The organism is Kitasatospora sp. NPDC058046 (assembly GCF_042885595.1).
Classification (GTDB): Bacteria; Actinomycetota; Actinomycetes; order Streptomycetales; family Streptomycetaceae; genus Kitasatospora.
The window spans coordinates 169,286-184,267 of sequence record NZ_JBHVRS010000008.1; the positions used below are offsets into that span (position 1 = coordinate 169,286).

14 protein-coding genes are annotated in these 14,982 nt (G+C 72.2%); 4 read left to right on the forward strand and 10 right to left on the reverse strand.

All coding sequences use genetic code 11. The features are described from left to right. Nucleotides 1-151: 151 nt before the first annotated feature. The 4 genes from tal to pgl all read left to right on the forward strand — a co-directional run bounded on the left by tal (nt 152) and on the right by pgl (nt 4,806). Complete coding sequence (tal, locus tag ACFVU7_RS18690) at nt 152-1,294, forward strand: transaldolase (protein ID WP_074001674.1); 1,143 nt, start codon at nt 152-154, stop codon at nt 1,292-1,294. Nucleotides 1,295-1,355: 61 nt separating this feature from the next. Further along, nucleotides 1,356-2,912, forward strand: coding sequence for a glucose-6-phosphate dehydrogenase (gene zwf / locus ACFVU7_RS18695; RefSeq protein ID WP_049649618.1), 1,557 nt, complete (start codon nt 1,356-1,358; stop codon nt 2,910-2,912). After that, on the forward strand, nt 2,909-4,021 hold the full coding sequence (opcA, locus tag ACFVU7_RS18700; protein ID WP_049649617.1) for a glucose-6-phosphate dehydrogenase assembly protein OpcA: 1,113 nt from the start codon (nt 2,909-2,911) through the stop codon (nt 4,019-4,021). The genes zwf and opcA overlap by 4 nt, the downstream gene beginning before the upstream one ends. Next, nucleotides 4,018-4,806, forward strand: a complete 789-nt coding sequence (pgl, locus tag ACFVU7_RS18705) for a 6-phosphogluconolactonase (RefSeq protein WP_049649616.1) — start codon at nt 4,018-4,020, stop codon at nt 4,804-4,806. The genes opcA and pgl overlap by 4 nt, the downstream gene beginning before the upstream one ends. A 96-nt stretch (nt 4,807-4,902) precedes the next feature. Here the strand turns inward: pgl and ACFVU7_RS18710 are convergent, their stop codons facing one another. From ACFVU7_RS18710 to ACFVU7_RS18755, 10 genes are all read right to left on the reverse strand, one after another. Next, nucleotides 4,903-5,190: an RNA polymerase-binding protein RbpA gene (locus tag ACFVU7_RS18710; RefSeq protein ID WP_030238413.1), complete on the reverse strand. Its 288-nt coding sequence runs from the start codon at nt 5,188-5,190 to the stop codon at nt 4,903-4,905. A 205-nt stretch (nt 5,191-5,395) separates the two neighbouring features. After that, nucleotides 5,396-5,632 carry a preprotein translocase subunit SecG gene (gene secG / locus ACFVU7_RS18715; RefSeq protein ID WP_049649615.1) on the reverse strand — a complete coding sequence of 79 codons (237 nt, stop codon included), beginning with the start codon at nt 5,630-5,632 and terminating at the stop codon, nt 5,396-5,398. Between the two features lie 87 nt (nt 5,633-5,719). Then, entirely contained in the window at nt 5,720-6,505 is a 786-nt protein-coding gene (gene tpiA, locus ACFVU7_RS18720; protein WP_049649614.1) for a triose-phosphate isomerase, read from the reverse strand. 6 nt (nt 6,506-6,511) lie between these two features. Then, entirely contained in the window at nt 6,512-7,723 is a 1,212-nt protein-coding gene (locus ACFVU7_RS18725) for a phosphoglycerate kinase (RefSeq protein ID WP_049649613.1), read from the reverse strand. A 154-nt stretch (nt 7,724-7,877) separates the two neighbouring features. Further along, entirely contained in the window at nt 7,878-8,885 is a 1,008-nt protein-coding gene (gap, locus tag ACFVU7_RS18730; protein WP_049649612.1) for a type I glyceraldehyde-3-phosphate dehydrogenase, read from the reverse strand. Between the two features lie 306 nt (nt 8,886-9,191). After that, complete coding sequence (gene whiA / locus ACFVU7_RS18735) at nt 9,192-10,172, reverse strand: DNA-binding protein WhiA (protein WP_049649611.1); 981 nt, start codon at nt 10,170-10,172, stop codon at nt 9,192-9,194. Next, on the reverse strand, nt 10,163-11,260 hold the full coding sequence (gene yvcK, locus ACFVU7_RS18740; protein ID WP_079271949.1) for a uridine diphosphate-N-acetylglucosamine-binding protein YvcK: 1,098 nt from the start codon (nt 11,258-11,260) through the stop codon (nt 10,163-10,165). The genes whiA and yvcK overlap by 10 nt, the downstream gene beginning before the upstream one ends. A gap of 63 nt (nt 11,261-11,323) precedes the next feature. Further along, the gene (gene rapZ, locus ACFVU7_RS18745; protein ID WP_234348205.1) at nt 11,324-12,208 is read right to left on the reverse strand and encodes an RNase adapter RapZ; all 885 of its coding nucleotides are present in this window, start codon (nt 12,206-12,208) and stop codon (nt 11,324-11,326) included. Between the two features lie 118 nt (nt 12,209-12,326). Continuing rightward, nucleotides 12,327-14,366, reverse strand: coding sequence for an excinuclease ABC subunit UvrC (gene uvrC / locus ACFVU7_RS18750; RefSeq protein WP_049649609.1), 2,040 nt, complete (start codon nt 14,364-14,366; stop codon nt 12,327-12,329). Nucleotides 14,367-14,450: 84 nt separating this feature from the next. After that, nucleotides 14,451-14,885, reverse strand: a complete 435-nt coding sequence (locus ACFVU7_RS18755; protein ID WP_380744579.1) for a Rieske (2Fe-2S) protein — start codon at nt 14,883-14,885, stop codon at nt 14,451-14,453. Nucleotides 14,886-14,982: the final 97 nt, after the last annotated feature.

Consider the following 14,982-nt stretch of genomic DNA (forward strand, 5'->3'; position numbering starts at 1 on the left):
CCCGACGGCTTGGGGCGCGGTGCCCACCACCCCCGGCCGACCCGGGGGGGCCGTAACGCGCCCGCGCCCCCGCGGCGGCGTGGCGGCCCCCGCTCGGCCCCGCGGCCCCTCCCGACCACCCCACGAAGCAAGAACAAGGGACTGAAGCACCATGACTGACGCACTGAAGCGCCTCAGCGACGAAGGCGTTGCGATCTGGCTGGACGACCTCAGCCGCAAGCGGCTGAACTCCGGCAACCTGGCCGAACTGGTGCAGAACAAGCACGTGGTGGGCGTGACCACCAACCCGACCATCTTCCAGAAGGCCATCGCCGGCTCCGGCGACGACTCCTACGACGGCCAGCTGCGCGACCTCGCCGTCCGCAAGGTCACCACCGACGAGGCGATCCGCATGATCACCACCTCGGACGTGCGCGACGCGGCCGACGTGCTGCGCCCGGTCTACGACGCCTCCAACGGCCGCGACGGCCGGGTGTCCATCGAGGTCGACCCGCGCCTGGCGCACGAGACCGCCACCACCGTGGCCGAGGCCAAGCAGCTGTGGTGGCTGGTCGACCGCCCGAACGTCTTCATCAAGATCCCCGCCACCAAGGCCGGCCTGCCCGCGATCGCCGAGGTCATCGGCAAGGGCATCAGCGTCAACGTCACGCTGATCTTCTCGCTGGAGCGCTACAAGGCCGTCATCGACGCCTACCTGACCGGCCTGGAGACCGCCAAGGCCAAGGGCCTGGACCTCTCCCAGATCGAGTCGGTCGCCTCCTTCTTCGTCTCCCGCGTGGACACCGAGATCGACAAGCGCCTGGACAAGATCGGCGGCGAGGCCAAGGACCTGCGCTCCAAGGCCGCGCTGGCCAACGCCCGCCTCGCCTACCAGGCGTACGAGGAGGTCTTCGGCAGCGTCGACGGCAAGACCGCCGGCAGCGCCCGCTGGGCCGCCCTGGAGGCCGCCGGCGCCAAGCCGCAGCGCCCGCTGTGGGCCTCCACCGGCGTCAAGGACCCGGCCCTGCCGGACACCCTGTACGTCACCGAGCTGGTCGCCCCCGGCACCGTCAACACGATGCCCGAGGCCACCCTGGAGGCCACCGGCGACCACGGCGTGGTCACCGGCAACACGATCGTCCCCAACTACGCCGACGCCAAGGCCGTGCTGGACGCGATCGCCGCCGCCGGCGTGGACTACGACGACGTCGTCCAGCTCCTGGAGGACGAGGGCGTCGAGAAGTTCGAGCAGTCCTGGAACGAGCTGCTCGACACCGTCACCGCCTCGCTCGCCTCCTTCGCCGACGAGAAGTGACCCCTGCTCACAGCCAGCGCACGAAAGCGGAGCCCATCAAGTGAGCACTGATTTCCCCGAGTTGACTCCGGAATCGGACGCGGACGACCTCCCGCCCGCCCCCGTCAACCCGCTTCGTGACCCCTCCGACCGACGGCTCCCGCGCATCGCGGGGCCGTCCGGTCTGGTCATCTTCGGGGTCACCGGCGACCTGTCCCGCAAGAAGCTGATGCCGGCCATCTACGACCTGGCCAATCGCGGTCTGCTTCCGCCGGGCTTCTCCCTCGTCGGCTTCGCCCGCCGCGAGTGGGACGACGAGGACTTCGCCAAGGAGGTCCACGACGCCGTCCGGGACCACGCCCGCACCCCGTTCCGGGAGGAGGTCTGGCAGCAGCTCGCCAAGGGCATGCGGTTCGTCCACGGAACCTTCGACGACGACGAGGCCTTCGACAAGCTGCGCGAGACCATCGAGGAACTGGACAAGGCCCAGGGCACCGGCGGCAACTTCGCCTTCTACCTGTCCGTCCCGCCGAAGTTCTTCCCCACCGTCGTCCAGCAGCTCAAGAAGCACGGCCTGGCCGACCCGCCGCAGGGCTCCTGGCGCCGCGCGGTCATCGAGAAGCCCTTCGGCCACGACCTGGAGAGCGCTCAGGAGCTCAACAAGGTCGTCCACGAGGTCTTCCCCCGGGACGAGGTCTTCCGGATCGACCACTACCTGGGCAAGGAGACGGTCCAGAACATCCTGGCGCTGCGCTTCGCCAACCAGATGTTCGAGCCGATCTGGAACCGGTCGTACGTCGACCACGTGCAGATCACCATGGCCGAGGACATCGGCATCGGCGGCCGGGCCGGCTACTACGACGGCATCGGCTCCGCCCGTGACGTGATCCAGAACCACCTGCTCCAGCTGATGGCGCTCACCGCCATCGAGGAGCCCGCCTCCTTCCACCCGAAGGCGCTGGTGGCCGAGAAGCTCAAGGTGCTCAGCGCCGTCAAGCTCCCGGCCGACCTCGGCCGGCACACCGTGCGCGGCCAGTACGCGGCCGGCTGGCAGGGCGGCGAGGAGGTCGTCGGCTACCTGGACGAGGACGGCATCGACCCCGACTCCAAGACCGACACCTACGCGGCCATCAAGCTGGAGATCAACAACCGCCGCTGGGCGGGCGTCCCGTTCTACCTGCGCACCGGCAAGCGCCTGGGCCGCCGGGTCACCGAGATCGCGGTCGTCTTCCAGCGCGCCCCGTACCTGCCCTTCGACTCCTACGCGACCGAGGAGCTGGGGCAGAACGCCCTGGTCATCCGGGTCCAGCCGGACGAGGGCGTGACGGTGCGGTTCGGCTCCAAGGTGCCGGGCACCTCCTTCGAGGTGCGGGACGTCACGATGGACTTCGCCTACGGCGAGTCCTTCACCGAGTCCAGCCCGGAGGCGTACGAGCGGCTCATCCTCGACGTGCTGCTCGGCGACGCCAACCTGTTCCCGCGCCACCAGGAGGTCGAGCTCTCCTGGCAGATCCTCGACCCGATCGAGAAGTACTGGGACACCCACGGCAAGCCCGCCCAGTACGCGGCGGGGACCTGGGGTCCCGTCGAGGCGGACGAGATGCTCGCACGAGACGGCAGGAGCTGGCGCCGGCCATGAAGATCGACCTCACCAACACGACGTCCAGCAAGATCAACGCCGCCCTGATGGAGGCGCGCCGGGCCCGCGGCTCGGGCGCCGCCGGCATGGTGCTCACCCTGGTGATCGTGACCGACGAGGGCAGCGCCTACGACGCCCTCAAGGCCGCCAACGACGCCTCCCGCGAGCACCCGATGCGCACCCTCGCGGTGATCAAGCGCGCCGGGCGCTCGCCCCGGGCCCGCGCCGAGACCCGGCTGGACGCCGAGATCCTGGTCGGCTCCGACGCCGGCTCCGGCGAGACGGTCGTCCTGCGGATGCACGGCGAACTCGCCGCGCACGCCCAGTCGGTGGTCCTGCCGCTGCTGCTGCCGGACGCCCCGACCGTGGTCTGGTGGCCGGACAACGCTCCGCACCACCCGGCGCAGGACCCGCTGGGCTCGATCGCCCAGCGCCGGATCACCGACGCCGTCACCGCCGAGTCCCCGGTCGGCCAGCTCGCCCAGCGCGCGCAGAGCTACACCCCGGGCGACACCGACCTGGCCTGGACCCGGGTCACCGGCTGGCGCTCGATGCTGGCCGCCGCACTGGACCAGCGGCCGTCCACGATCGTCTCCGCGGTGGTCGAGGGCGAGTCCTACAACCCCAGCGTCGAGCTGCTCGGCCTCTGGCTGACCAACCGGCTCCAGGTGCCCGTCGAGCGGGTCGTCACCAACGGCCCCGGCATCACCGCGGTGCACCTGCGCACCAAGGACGGGGACATCACCCTGGACCGCCCGGACGGCCTGCTGGGCACGCTCTCCATGCCCGGCTCGCCGGACCGCCAGGTGGCGCTCAAGCGGCGCGAGACCTCGGAGCTGATCGCCGAGGAGCTGCGCCGCCTGGACCCGGACGACATCTACGCGACGGCCGTGCGCACGCCCGTCGACCGGCTGCACGAGCCGTCCAACGCCGAGACCGCGGCGGCCGAGCAGGTCGCCCGCGAGGTCGCGGAGGAGGCCGTCGAGGAGGCCGCCGAGGCCGCCGTGGAGCAGGCCGTGGCCAACCCCGAGCGGGTGACCGCCGGGACGGCGGAGAAGAAGCCCGCCCGCAAGGCCGCCGGCAAGCGCACCGGCAAGGACGGCGCATGACCAACGCGACCCCGCAGCTGGTCGTCCACCGGGACAAGGAGCTGATGGCCCAGGCGGCCGCGGCCCGGCTGATCACCCGGATCGTGGACGCCCAGGCCGCCCGCGGCAGCGCCTCGGTGGTGCTCACCGGCGGGCGCAACGGCAACGCCCTGCTGGCCGCGATCGCCGCCTCCCCGGCGCGCGACGCGGTCGACTGGGGCCGGCTGGACCTCTGGTGGGGCGACGAGCGCTTCCTGCCCGCCGCCGACCCGGAGCGCAACGCCGTCCAGGCCCGCGCCGAGCTGCTGGACGCCGTCCCGCTCGACCCGGCGCGGGTGCACGAGATGCCCGCCTCGGACGGGGTGGACGGCTCGGACGTGGAGGCCGCCGCCGCCCGCTACGCCGAGGAGCTGGCGAAGGCGGCCGGGCCGGGCGACCGGCTCGGCGTCCCGGCCTTCGACGTGCTGCTGCTCGGCGTCGGCCCGGACACCCACGTCGCCTCGCTCTTCCCCGAGCACCCGGGCGTCCGGGAGACCGAGCTGACCGTGGTCGGCGTGCGCGGGGCCCCCAAGCCCCCGCCGACCCGGGTCTCGCTCACCCTCCCGGCGATCCGCACCGCCCGCGAGGTCTGGCTGCTGGCCGCCGGCGAGGACAAGGCGGGCGCGGTCGCGCTGGCCCTGTCCGGCCCCGGCGAGCTCCAGGCGCCCGCCTCCGGCGCGTACGGCCGCAGCCGCACCCTGTGGCTGCTGGACCGCGCCGCCGCGGAGCGGATCCCGCCGCAGCTCTACCCGCCGGCCTCGGCCTGACCGGATCCGGCAACGCCGAAGGGCGCCACCGTCACCGACGGGGGCGCCCTTCGCGCTGTTCTGTCCGGACCGCTGCGTTCCGCTCCGGCGCTCCGCTCAGATCTCGCCGCGGAGCTTCGCCAGCGCCTCGGCCAGGATCGCCTCGCCGTCGGCGTCGGTGCGCCGCTCGCGGACGTAGGCGAGGTGGGTCTTGTACGGCTCGTTGCGCGAGGGCGCCGGCGGGTTGTGCTGGTCCTGGCCGGCCGGGAAACCGCAGCGCGGGCAGTCCCAGGTGTCCGGGATCGCCGCTTCGGCCGCGAAGCTGGGACGGGTCTCGTGCTTGTTCGCGCACCAGAAGGAGATCCGGTTGCGCGGGGCGGACTCGCCGCGCTCCGCCTCGCCCATCGGGCCGGCCCCGACCCTGCTGCCACGGATGGCATTGCCACTTGCCACGGTCTGACTCCCTGCGTACTGGTGCGCCGACCCGCCGCGGTGCGCGTCGGTGGCGAAAGTCGTCCTAGTGTAAGCAGGAGTTAAGCCTCCGCCACCACCGCCTCCGCACCCGACCGTCCCAGGATAGGCGCTCGGGCGACGGGGCGTCAGGGTTACGTCAGACCGAGGACTTCATCAGCAGGCCGAGGACGATGATGGAGGCGAACCAGCCCAGGCCGACCACGATGGTGATGCGGTCCAGGTTGCGCTCGGCCACCGCCGAACCGCCGCCGGTGGACATCGAGCCACCGCCGAACATGTCGGACAGGCCGCCGCCCTTCCCCTTGTGCAGCAGCACCAGAAGGATCATCAGCAGACTGAAGATGATCAGGGCAATCGAGAACCCGAGAACCACGACGGGACCAACTCTCTCGTATCTTCGGCGAAGGGGCCGGGCCGCGTACGGCGGTCCGGCCCCAAAGCCTACGTTGCTGCGGCGGCGTTAGCCTACTGCCTGCTCACGGTAGCGCACGATCTTGACGAACTCGTCGGCGTCCAGCGAGGCACCGCCGACCAGGCCGCCGTCGATGTCGGGCTTGGCCATCAGGCCGGCCGCGCTCGACGACTTCACCGAACCGCCGTACAGCACCCGGACCTTGCCGGCCAGCTCGGCGTCGTACAGCTCGGCGATCCGCCCGCGGATGGCGGCGCAGACCTCCTGCGCGTCCTCCGGGGTGGCCACCTCGCCGGTGCCGATCGCCCAGACCGGCTCGTAGGCGACCACGATCGACTCGGCCTGGTGGGCCGGGACGTCGGCCAGGCCGCCGTCCAGCTGGGCCAGGGTGTACTCGACGTGGGTGCCGGCCTTGCGGATCTCCAGCGGCTCGCCGACGCACAGGATCGGGGTGACCCCGGCGCGGTAGGCGGCCTTCACCTTGGCGTTGACGATCTCCTCGTTCTCGCCGTGGTACTGGCGGCGCTCGGAGTGGCCGATCACCGCGTAGGTGCACTGGAGCTTGGCCAGCATCGGGCCGGAGACCTCGCCGGTGTAGGCCCCGCCGTCGTGCTGCGAGATGTCCTGCGAGCCGTACTTGATCTTCAGCTTGTCGCCGAAGACCAGGGTCTGCACCGAGCGCAGGTCGGTGAACGGCACCAGGACGGCGACCTCGACGGCCGCGTAGTCCTTGTCGGCCAGCGCGAAGGCCAGCTTCTGGGTGTGCTGGATGGCCTCAAGGTGGTTGAGGTTCATCTTCCAGTTGCCCGCCATCAGCGGGAGACGGTCGGTCATGTGCTGTCAGTCCTCCAGAGCGGCGAGACCGGGGAGGGTCTTGCCCTCCAGGTACTCGAGGCTGGCGCCGCCGCCGGTCGAAATGTGCCCGAACTTCGTCTCGTCGAAGCCCAGGATGCGGACGGCCGCGGCGGAGTCGCCGCCACCGACCACGGTGAACGCGTCGCTGTCGAGCAGGGCCTGCGCGACAGCCTTGGTGCCGTTCGCGTAGTCCGGGTGCTCGAAGACGCCCATCGGGCCGTTCCAGAACACGGTGCCCGCGTCGGCCAGCTTGGCCGCGTACAGCTCGCGGGTCCCGGGGCCGATGTCCAGGCCCTCCTGGTCGGCCGGGATGGCGTCCGCGGCGACGGTCGAGGGGTTCGCCGGGGCCTTGGTCTTGAGGTCCGGGAACTCGGCGGAGACCAGGACGTCGACCGGCAGCACGAACTCGACGCCGCGCGCCTCGGCCCGGGCCAGGTACTCCAGGACGGTCGGGATCTGGTCCGCCTGGAGCAGCGAGATGCCGACCTCGTGGCCCTTGGCCTTGAGGAAGGTGTACGCCATGCCGCCGCCGATCAGGATCCGGTCGGCCTTCTCCAGCAGGTTGTCGATCACGCCGAGCTTGTCGGAGACCTTGGCGCCGCCGAGCACCACCACGTACGGGCGGGCCACGTCCTCGGTGAGCTTCTTCAGCACGCCGACCTCGGTGGCGATCAGGTCGCCCGCGGCGTGCGGCAGCAGGGCCGGCAGGTCGAAGACCGAGGCGTGCTTGCGGTGCACGGCGCCGAAGCCGTCGCCCACGTACAGGTCGGCCAGCGCGGCCAGCTGCTCGGCGAAGGCCTTGCGCTCGGCGTCGTCCTTGCTGGTCTCGCCCGCGTTGAAGCGCAGGTTCTCCAGCAGCGCGACCTCGCCGTCCGCCAGCGCGGCGACGGTGGCCGCGGCGCTGTCACCGACGGTGTCGGTGGCGAAGGCGACGCCCTTGCCGAGGATCTCGCCGAGGCGCTCGGCCGCCGGGGCGAGCGAGAACTGCGGGTCCGGCGCGCCCTTGGGACGGCCGAGGTGCGAGGCGACGACCACCTTCGCGCCGGCCGCGGCCAGCTTGGCGATGGTCGGCGCGACGGCGCGGATGCGGCCGTCGTCGGTGATCGTGCGGCCGTCCAGCGGCACGTTCAGGTCGGCGCGCACGAAGACGCGCTTGCCTTCGACACCGGCTTCGATGAGCTCTTCGATGGTCTTCACGGGGATTCGGATTCTCCTGGGGAGATGGTTGATGCGCAGTGAGGCGGCACGGCGCAGGGGCCGCCTGAGAAGTCCTTGAGCGCGGAACGAGGGCCCGGTCGGCACCGTACGCCGACCAGGCCCTCGCCCCTACATCACGTCAGCTCCCGCGAGGTCAGAGCTGCCCGCCGACGAGGCCGACCAGGTCGACCACGCGGTTCGAGTAGCCCCACTCGTTGTCGTACCAGCCGAGCACCTTGACCTGGTTGCCCTGGACCATGGTCAGCTGCGAGTCGAAGATGCAGGAGTGCGGGTCGTTCACGATGTCCGAGGAGACGATCGGGTCCTCGGTGTAGGCCAGGATGCCCTTGAGCGGGCCCTCCTGGGCGGCCTTCTGGAAGGCCGCGTTGACCTCGTCCTTGGTGACCTCGCGCTCGAGGGTCACGACCAGGTCGGTGATGGAGCCGGTCGGGACCGGGACGCGCAGCGAGGTGCCGTCCAGCTTGCCCTTCAGCTCCGGCAGGACCAGGGCGGTCGCCTTGGCGGCACCGGTCGAGGTCGGGATGATGTTCTGCGAGGCCGCACGAGCACGGCGCAGGTCCTTGTGCGGGAAGTCCAGGGTCACCTGGTCGTTGGTGAACGCGTGGACGGTGGTCATCAGACCCTTGACGATGCCGAAGCTCTCGTTCAGGACCTTCGCCATCGGCGCCACGCAGTTGGTGGTGCACGAGGCGTTGGAGATGACGTGGTGGTTGGCGGCGTCGTACTTCTCGTCGTTGACACCCAGGACGATGGTGACGTCCTCGTCGGTGGCGGGCGCCGAGATGATGACCTTCTTCGCGCCGGCGGCGAGGTGCTTCTTCGCGGCCTCGGCCTTGGTGAAGATGCCGGTGGACTCGACGACGATGTCGGCGCCCAGGGCGGCCCACGGGAGGTTCGCGGGGTCACGCTCGGCGGTCACCTTGAAGGTGTGGCCGTCGACGGTGATGCTGTCCTCGGTGTGCGAGACCTCGGCCTGGAGGGTGCCCAGGGTGGTGTCGTACTTGAGCAGGTGAGCCAGGGTCTTCGTGTCGGTGAGGTCGTTGACACCGACGATCTCGATGTCCGCGCCCTGAGCCTTGACCGCGCGGAAGAAGTTGCGGCCGATGCGGCCGAAGCCGTTGATGCCTACCCGGATCGTCACGAACCGATCTCCTCGTTAGGTACGCCGGGCGCGAGGCCCGGCGGGGGTGAGATTTGGGAAGTCCCCGACCGCCTACGACCCTACCCCTCCGGGGCCTGGGACGGCACATCGCGCCGCCTGGTGAGACCGGGCGTGGCGTGCCCCAAACCCCATTTCAGGCCGTCCGGCCCTGGCCCGCCGGGCAGTTGGTCCCAGCTCAGTGGTCTCTACCAATTCGGGAGTGTCGCGGCTGTCCGGAAACGACCGCGGCCGGCGCCCGGGGGTCCGGGCGCCGGCCTTCGTGATCACGGGGTGTGACCGTGGGCGTCAGTTCATCGCCATCTCGTCGGTGAGGCTCGCCTCGGTGCTGGGCAGGCCCAGCTCGGAGGCCCGCTTGTCGGCCATCGCCAGCAGGCGGCGGATCCGGCCGGCCACCGCGTCCTTGGTCAGCGGCGGGTCGGCGAGCGCGCCCAGCTCCTCCAGCGAGGCCTGCTTGTGCTGCATCCGCAGCTGGCCGGCCGCGGCCAGGTGCTCGGGCACCTCGTCGCCGAGGATCTCCAGCGCGCGGGCCACCCGGGCGCCGGCCGCCACCGCGGCGCGGGCCGAGCGGCGCAGGTTGGCGTCGTCGAAGTTGGCCAGCCGGTTGGCGGTGGCGCGCACCTCGCGCCGCATCCGGCGCTCCTCCCAGGCGAGCACCGACTCGTGCGCGCCGAGCCGGGTCAGCAGGGCGCCGATCGCGTCGCCGTCGCGGATCACCACCCGGTCCACGCCGCGCACCTCGCGGGCCTTGGCCGGGATGCCGAGCCGGCGGGCGGCGCCGACCAGGGCGAGGGCGGCCTCGGAGCCGGGGCAGGTGATCTCCAGCGAGGAGGAGCGGCCCGGCTCGGTGAGCGAGCCGTGCGCCAGGAAGGCCCCGCGCCAGGCCGCCTCGGCGTCGCAGGTGGCCCCGGAGACGACTGCCGGGGGCAGGCCCCGGATCGGGCGTCCGCGGCCGTCCACGAGCCCGGTCTGGCGCGCGAGCAGCTCGCCGTCCTTGACGACCCTGACCACGAAGCGGCTGCCTCGGCGCAGCCCGCCGGGGGCCATCACCACCAGGTCGGAGGAGTGCCCGAAGATCTCCAGCAGGTCCTTGCGCAGCCGCCGTGCCGCCGCTCCGGTGTCGAGCTCCGCCTCGATCACGATGCGGCCGCTCACGATGTGCAGCCCGCCCGCGAACCGCAGGATCGCCGACACCTCCGCCTTGCGACAGCAGGCCCGGGTGACCGGGAGCCGGCTGATCTCGTCCTTCACCGCTGGAGTCATCGCCATGGCCCGATCCTTCCATGTGTCCGGAAAATCCGGTCGTACGCTGCCGCCAACAGCTCGGGGTCGTGTCGCGGCGTCCCGTCGGTGCGGGCCACCGAGCCGAGCACCAGAGCCGCGCCCATCCGTTCGGCGGCCTTCGCCAGGCCGTCCAGGTCGGCCTGGCCGAAGGCCCCGCCGGTGACGGCGCGCTCGTCCACCAGGATCGCATCCACCGCGAGGTTCGGAGCGTGGTCGGCGATGACCTCCAGGTGGCGCTGCGGGGTGAAGCCCTCGGTCTCCCCGGGCTGGGGGGCCAGGTTCAGGGTGAGCAGGCGGCGGGCGCGGGTCTCGGTGAGCGCCGCGGCCAGCTCGGGCACCAGCAGGTGCGGCAGCACGCTGGTGAACCAGGAGCCGGGGCCGAGCACCACCCAGTCCGCCTCCCGGACGGCGGTGACCGCCTCCGGGACGGCGGGCGGCTCGTCCGGCAGCAGCCGGATCGACTGCACGGTGCCCGGGGTGACCGCGACGTCGGCCTGGCCGCGGACGGCCGTGACCTCGCCGGGGCGCGCCGGGTCGTGGCCGCGGACGGTCGCCTCGATGTCCAGCGGCACCGCCGACATCGGCAGCACCCGGCCCTGCACGTTGAGCAGCCGGCCGACCCAGTCCAGCGCCGCGACCGGGTCGCCCAGCTTCTCCCAGAGCGCGACGATCAGCAGGTTGCCGACGGCGTGGCCGCCGAGCTCGCCGTTGCCGGTGAAGCGCTGCTGGATCACCTCGGACCAGGTGCGGCCCCAGTCGTCGTCCCCGCACAGCGCGGCCAGCGCCTTGCGCAGGTCGCCCGGAGGCAGCACGCCCAGCTCCTCGCGCAGCCGGCCGCTGGAGCCGCCGTCGTCGGCGACGGTGACCACGGCGGTGAGGTCGCTGGTGAGCCGGCGCAGCGCGGACAGCGAGGCCGACAGGCCCTGCCCGCCGCCGAGCGCGGTGATCCTCGGGGCCGGGTTGGCGCGGGCGGGACTGCTGCGCGGACGGCCCGGCGCCGTGGGCCGGGCCGGGCTGCCCGCCCGGTCACCGGTCCTGCTCTGCGGCTGCCGCCCGGGCACGTATCCCGCCACACTCACCTCGCGTTCCTCGGCCCGCCGACCACTCCGCCGGCGGGCCCGGCAGGGCGGCGGCGGTTACTCCCGTCCCATGTCACGGTGGACGAGCACCGTCTCGACTCCGTCGGCGATGAGACGCTTGGTCAGACGCTCGGACATGGCGACGCTTCGGTGCTTGCCACCGGTGCAGCCTACGGCAAGCGTCATGTAGCGCTTCCCCTCGCGGCGGTATCCCTCGGTGATGATGCGCAGCAGCTGGGCGTAGCCGTCCAGGAACTCGTTGGCTCCGGGCTGCTGGAAGACGTAGCCGGCGACGTCCGCGTCGGTGCCGGTACGGGCCCGCAGTTCGGGCACCCAGTGCGGGTTGGGCAGGAAGCGGCAGTCCACCACGAGGTCGGCGTCGACCGGCAGGCCGTACTTGAAGCCGAAGGACATCACGGTGGCGCGCAGCTCGGGCTCGTCGTGGTCGGCGAACTGGGCGTCCAGCTTGGCGCGCAGCTGGTGCACGTTGAGGTTGGAGGTGTCGATCACCAGGTCGGCCTCGCCGCGCAGGTCGCGCAGCAGGTCGCGCTCCAGGGCGATGCCGTCCACGATCCGGCCGTCGGCCTGCAGCGGGTGCGGGCGGCGGACGCTCTCGAAGCGGCGCACCAGCGCCTCGTCGGAGGAGTCCAGGAAGACGACCCGCAGCCGGACGCCGCGCTTCTCCAGCTCGTCCAGCGAGGTGAGCAGGTCGTCGAAGAACTGCCGGCCGCGGACGTCCACGACCACGCCGATCCGGGCGACGTTGCCCTGGGAACGGGCGCCCAGGTCGACCATGGTCGGGATCAGGGCCGGCGGCAGGTTGTCCACCACGAACCAGCCGAGGTCCTCCAGGCACTTGGCGGCGGTGGAGCGGCCGGCTCCGGACATACCGGAGATGATCACCAGCTCCGGCGCGTTCTCGGCCACGTCTGACACGGTCACTTCGGTTCCCCGCTCTCGGTCTTTCTGCTGGGGAGTACGCGTACGGCTCGGCCGCCCTTCCCCGGCCCGGGCAGGCGGGCGGGGCCGGGGCACACCGGCTGACGGGCGGCGTCGGCCGTCATGGCGTCTCCTGGGATGGTGCGGTCTGGGGTGCTGCGGCCACCGGCCCGGCGGCCTGCTCGGCCCCGTCCTCGATGATCTCGCCGGTCGCGGTGTTGACCGCGGGTGCGGCGGGTGTACGGGACGACAACGCCTCCGCAACAGTCTGCGCGGTGCGGCGTCCGATGCCGGGTACCTCGCAGAGCTCGTCCACGGTGGCGGCCCGGAGCTTCTTCAGCGAACCGAAGTGCTTGAGCAGCGCCCGGCGGCGAGTCTCGCCGAGGCCCGGGACGGAGTCCAGTTCCCCGGCGGTGAGTCGCTTGGAACGCTTGTTGCGCTGATAGCTGATCGCGAAGCGGTGCGCCTCGTCGCGGACCCGCTGGAGCAGGTAGAGGCCCTCGCTGGAGCGGGGCAGCACCACCGGGTCGTCCTCGCCGGGCAGCCAGACCTCCTCCAGGCGCTTGGCCAGGCCGCACAGCGCGACGTCGTCGATGCCGAGTTCGTCCAGGGCGCGCCTGGCGGCGGCGACCTGCGGCTGGCCGCCGTCGACGACCAGCAGCTGGGGCGGGTAGGCGAAGCGCTTGGGGCGGCCCTCCTCGTCCCGGGTGCCGCCGGCGCCGGTGTCGGGGTCGTCCTCCTCGGGGACGGCCCACTCGCCGGTCTGCTCGCGCTCCTGGAGGTAGCGGCGGAAGCGGCGGCTGATCACCTCGTGCATCGAGCGGACGTCGTCCTGGCCCTCGAAGCCCCTGATCTGGAAGCGCCGGTACTCGCTCTTGCGGGCCAGGCCGTCCTCGAAGACGACCATCGAGGCGACCACGTCCTCGCCCTGGAGGTGGGAGATGTCGTAGCACTCGATGCGCAGCGGGACGGAGTCCAGCTCCAGCGCGTCGGCGATCTCCTGGAGGGCGCGGCTGCGGGTGGTGAGGTCGGAGGCGCGCTTGGTCTTGTGCAGCGCCAGCGCCTGCTGGGCGTTGCGCTGCACGGTGGCCATCAGGTCCTTCTTGTCCCCGCGCTGGGGCACGCGCAGGTCGACCTGGCTGCCGCGCAGGCCGCCGAGCCACTCGCGGACCGGCTCCGCCGGCTCCGGCAGGGCCGGGACGAGCACCTCGCGCGGGACGGACTCGCCGCCGCCGTAGAGCTGCTGGAGGGCGTGCTCGACCAGGCCCGCGGTGTCGACGTCCTCGACCTTGTCGGTGACCCAGCCGCGCTGGCCGCGCACCCGGCCGCCGCGGACGTGGAAGATCTGCACGGCGGCCTCGAGTTCGTCCTCGGCCAGGGCCAGCAGGTCGGCGTCGGTGGCGTCGGCGAGCACGATGGCGTTCTTCTCCATCGCGCGCTTGAGGGCGCCGATGTCGTCCCGCAGCCGGGCCGCCTTCTCGTACTCCAGCTCGGCCGCGGCCTCCTGCATCTCGTCTTCCAGCCGGCGCAGGTAGTTGCCGGTGCGCCCGGCCATGAAGTCGCAGAAGTCCTCGGCCAGCGCGCGGTGTTCGTCCGCCGAGACCTTGCCGACGCAGGGCGCGGCGCACTTGCCGATGTAGCCGAGCAGGCAGGGCCGGCCGACCTGGCGGGCGCGCTTGAAGACGCCGTTGGAGCAGGTGCGGACGGGGAAGACGCGCAGCAGCAGGTCGACCGTCTCGCGGATCGCCCAGGCGTGCCCGTACGGGCCGAAGTAGCGCACGCCCTTCTTGTGCGCCCCGCGCATCACCTGGACCCGCGGGTACTCCTCGTTCAGGGTGACGGCGAGCTCCGGATAGCTCTTGTCGTCGCGGTACTTGACGTTGAACCGCGGGTCGTACTCCTTGATCCAGGAGTACTCCAGCTGGAGCGCCTCGACCTCGGTGGCGACCACCGTCCACTCCACCGAGGCGGCGGTGGTGACCATGGTCGCGGTGCGCGGGTGCAGGCCGGCCAGGTCCTGGAAGTAGGACGACAGGCGCGGCCGCAGGCTCTTGGCCTTGCCGACGTAGATGACCCGGCCGTGGGCGTCGCGGAACTTGTAGACGCCGGGGGAGGTCGGGATCGCACCGGGCGCCGGGCGGTAGGTGCTCGGGTCAGCCATGGGTCCACCGTACCGAGTGGGGCCGGGGCCGCGGGGCGGAGATCGTCAGGGGGGACCGTGGCGGTCGGGAGGCGCTCAACTCGGTCAGCTCGGGGTCACCTTGAGGTTGCCGGCCTCGACCGTGACGGTGTAGGCGGGCAGCGGGGAGGAGGCCGGTCCGTCCTGCACGGCGCCGTCGGTGATGGCGAACCGGCTCCCGTGGCAGGGGCACTGGATCTGGTTGTTCTTGACCTGGTCCACGAGGCAGCCGGCGTGGGTGCACCGGGCGTTGAACGCCTTGTACTGGCCGGCGGTGGGCTGGGTCACCACGATCTTCTGCTCGCGGAAGACCTTGCCGCCGCCCTCCGGCACGGCCGAGGCCGGGCCGAGGTCGACCGGGCCCTTGGGGGCGCTGCCACCGGAGGACGAGGAGCTGCACCCGGTGACCGCCACGGTGCCGCCGGCCGCCAGGACGGCCGCGGCCCCGCAGAGCACGGTGCGGCGGGAGGCGGTGGGGCTGGTCTCGGGGGCCTCGGACATCGGTGCGCTCCTACGGGTACGGCTGTTGCGGGGACCACGGAAGTCTATGTCGCGCCCACCCCGCCGCTCCCGGGAGTCCCCGGGTGCGGCGGGGTGG

Bases quoted from the DNA above. Each gene is read 5' to 3' on its own strand.
- ACFVU7_RS18710 (WP_030238413.1), bottom strand. From the start codon at position 5,190: ATGGGCGAGGCGGAGCGCGGCGAGTCCGCCCCGCGCAACCGGATCTCC.
- tal (WP_074001674.1), top strand. From the start codon at position 152: ATGACTGACGCACTGAAGCGCCTCAGCGACGAAGGCGTTGCGATCTGG.
- ACFVU7_RS18755 (WP_380744579.1), bottom strand. From the start codon at position 14,885: ATGTCCGAGGCCCCCGAGACCAGCCCCACCGCCTCCCGCCGCACCGTG.
- opcA (WP_049649617.1), top strand. From the start codon at position 2,909: ATGAAGATCGACCTCACCAACACGACGTCCAGCAAGATCAACGCCGCC.
- whiA (WP_049649611.1), bottom strand. From the start codon at position 10,172: ATGGCGATGACTCCAGCGGTGAAGGACGAGATCAGCCGGCTCCCGGTC.
- tpiA (WP_049649614.1), bottom strand. From the start codon at position 6,505: ATGACCGACCGTCTCCCGCTGATGGCGGGCAACTGGAAGATGAACCTC.
- pgl (WP_049649616.1), top strand. From the start codon at position 4,018: ATGACCAACGCGACCCCGCAGCTGGTCGTCCACCGGGACAAGGAGCTG.
- uvrC (WP_049649609.1), bottom strand. From the start codon at position 14,366: ATGGCTGACCCGAGCACCTACCGCCCGGCGCCCGGTGCGATCCCGACC.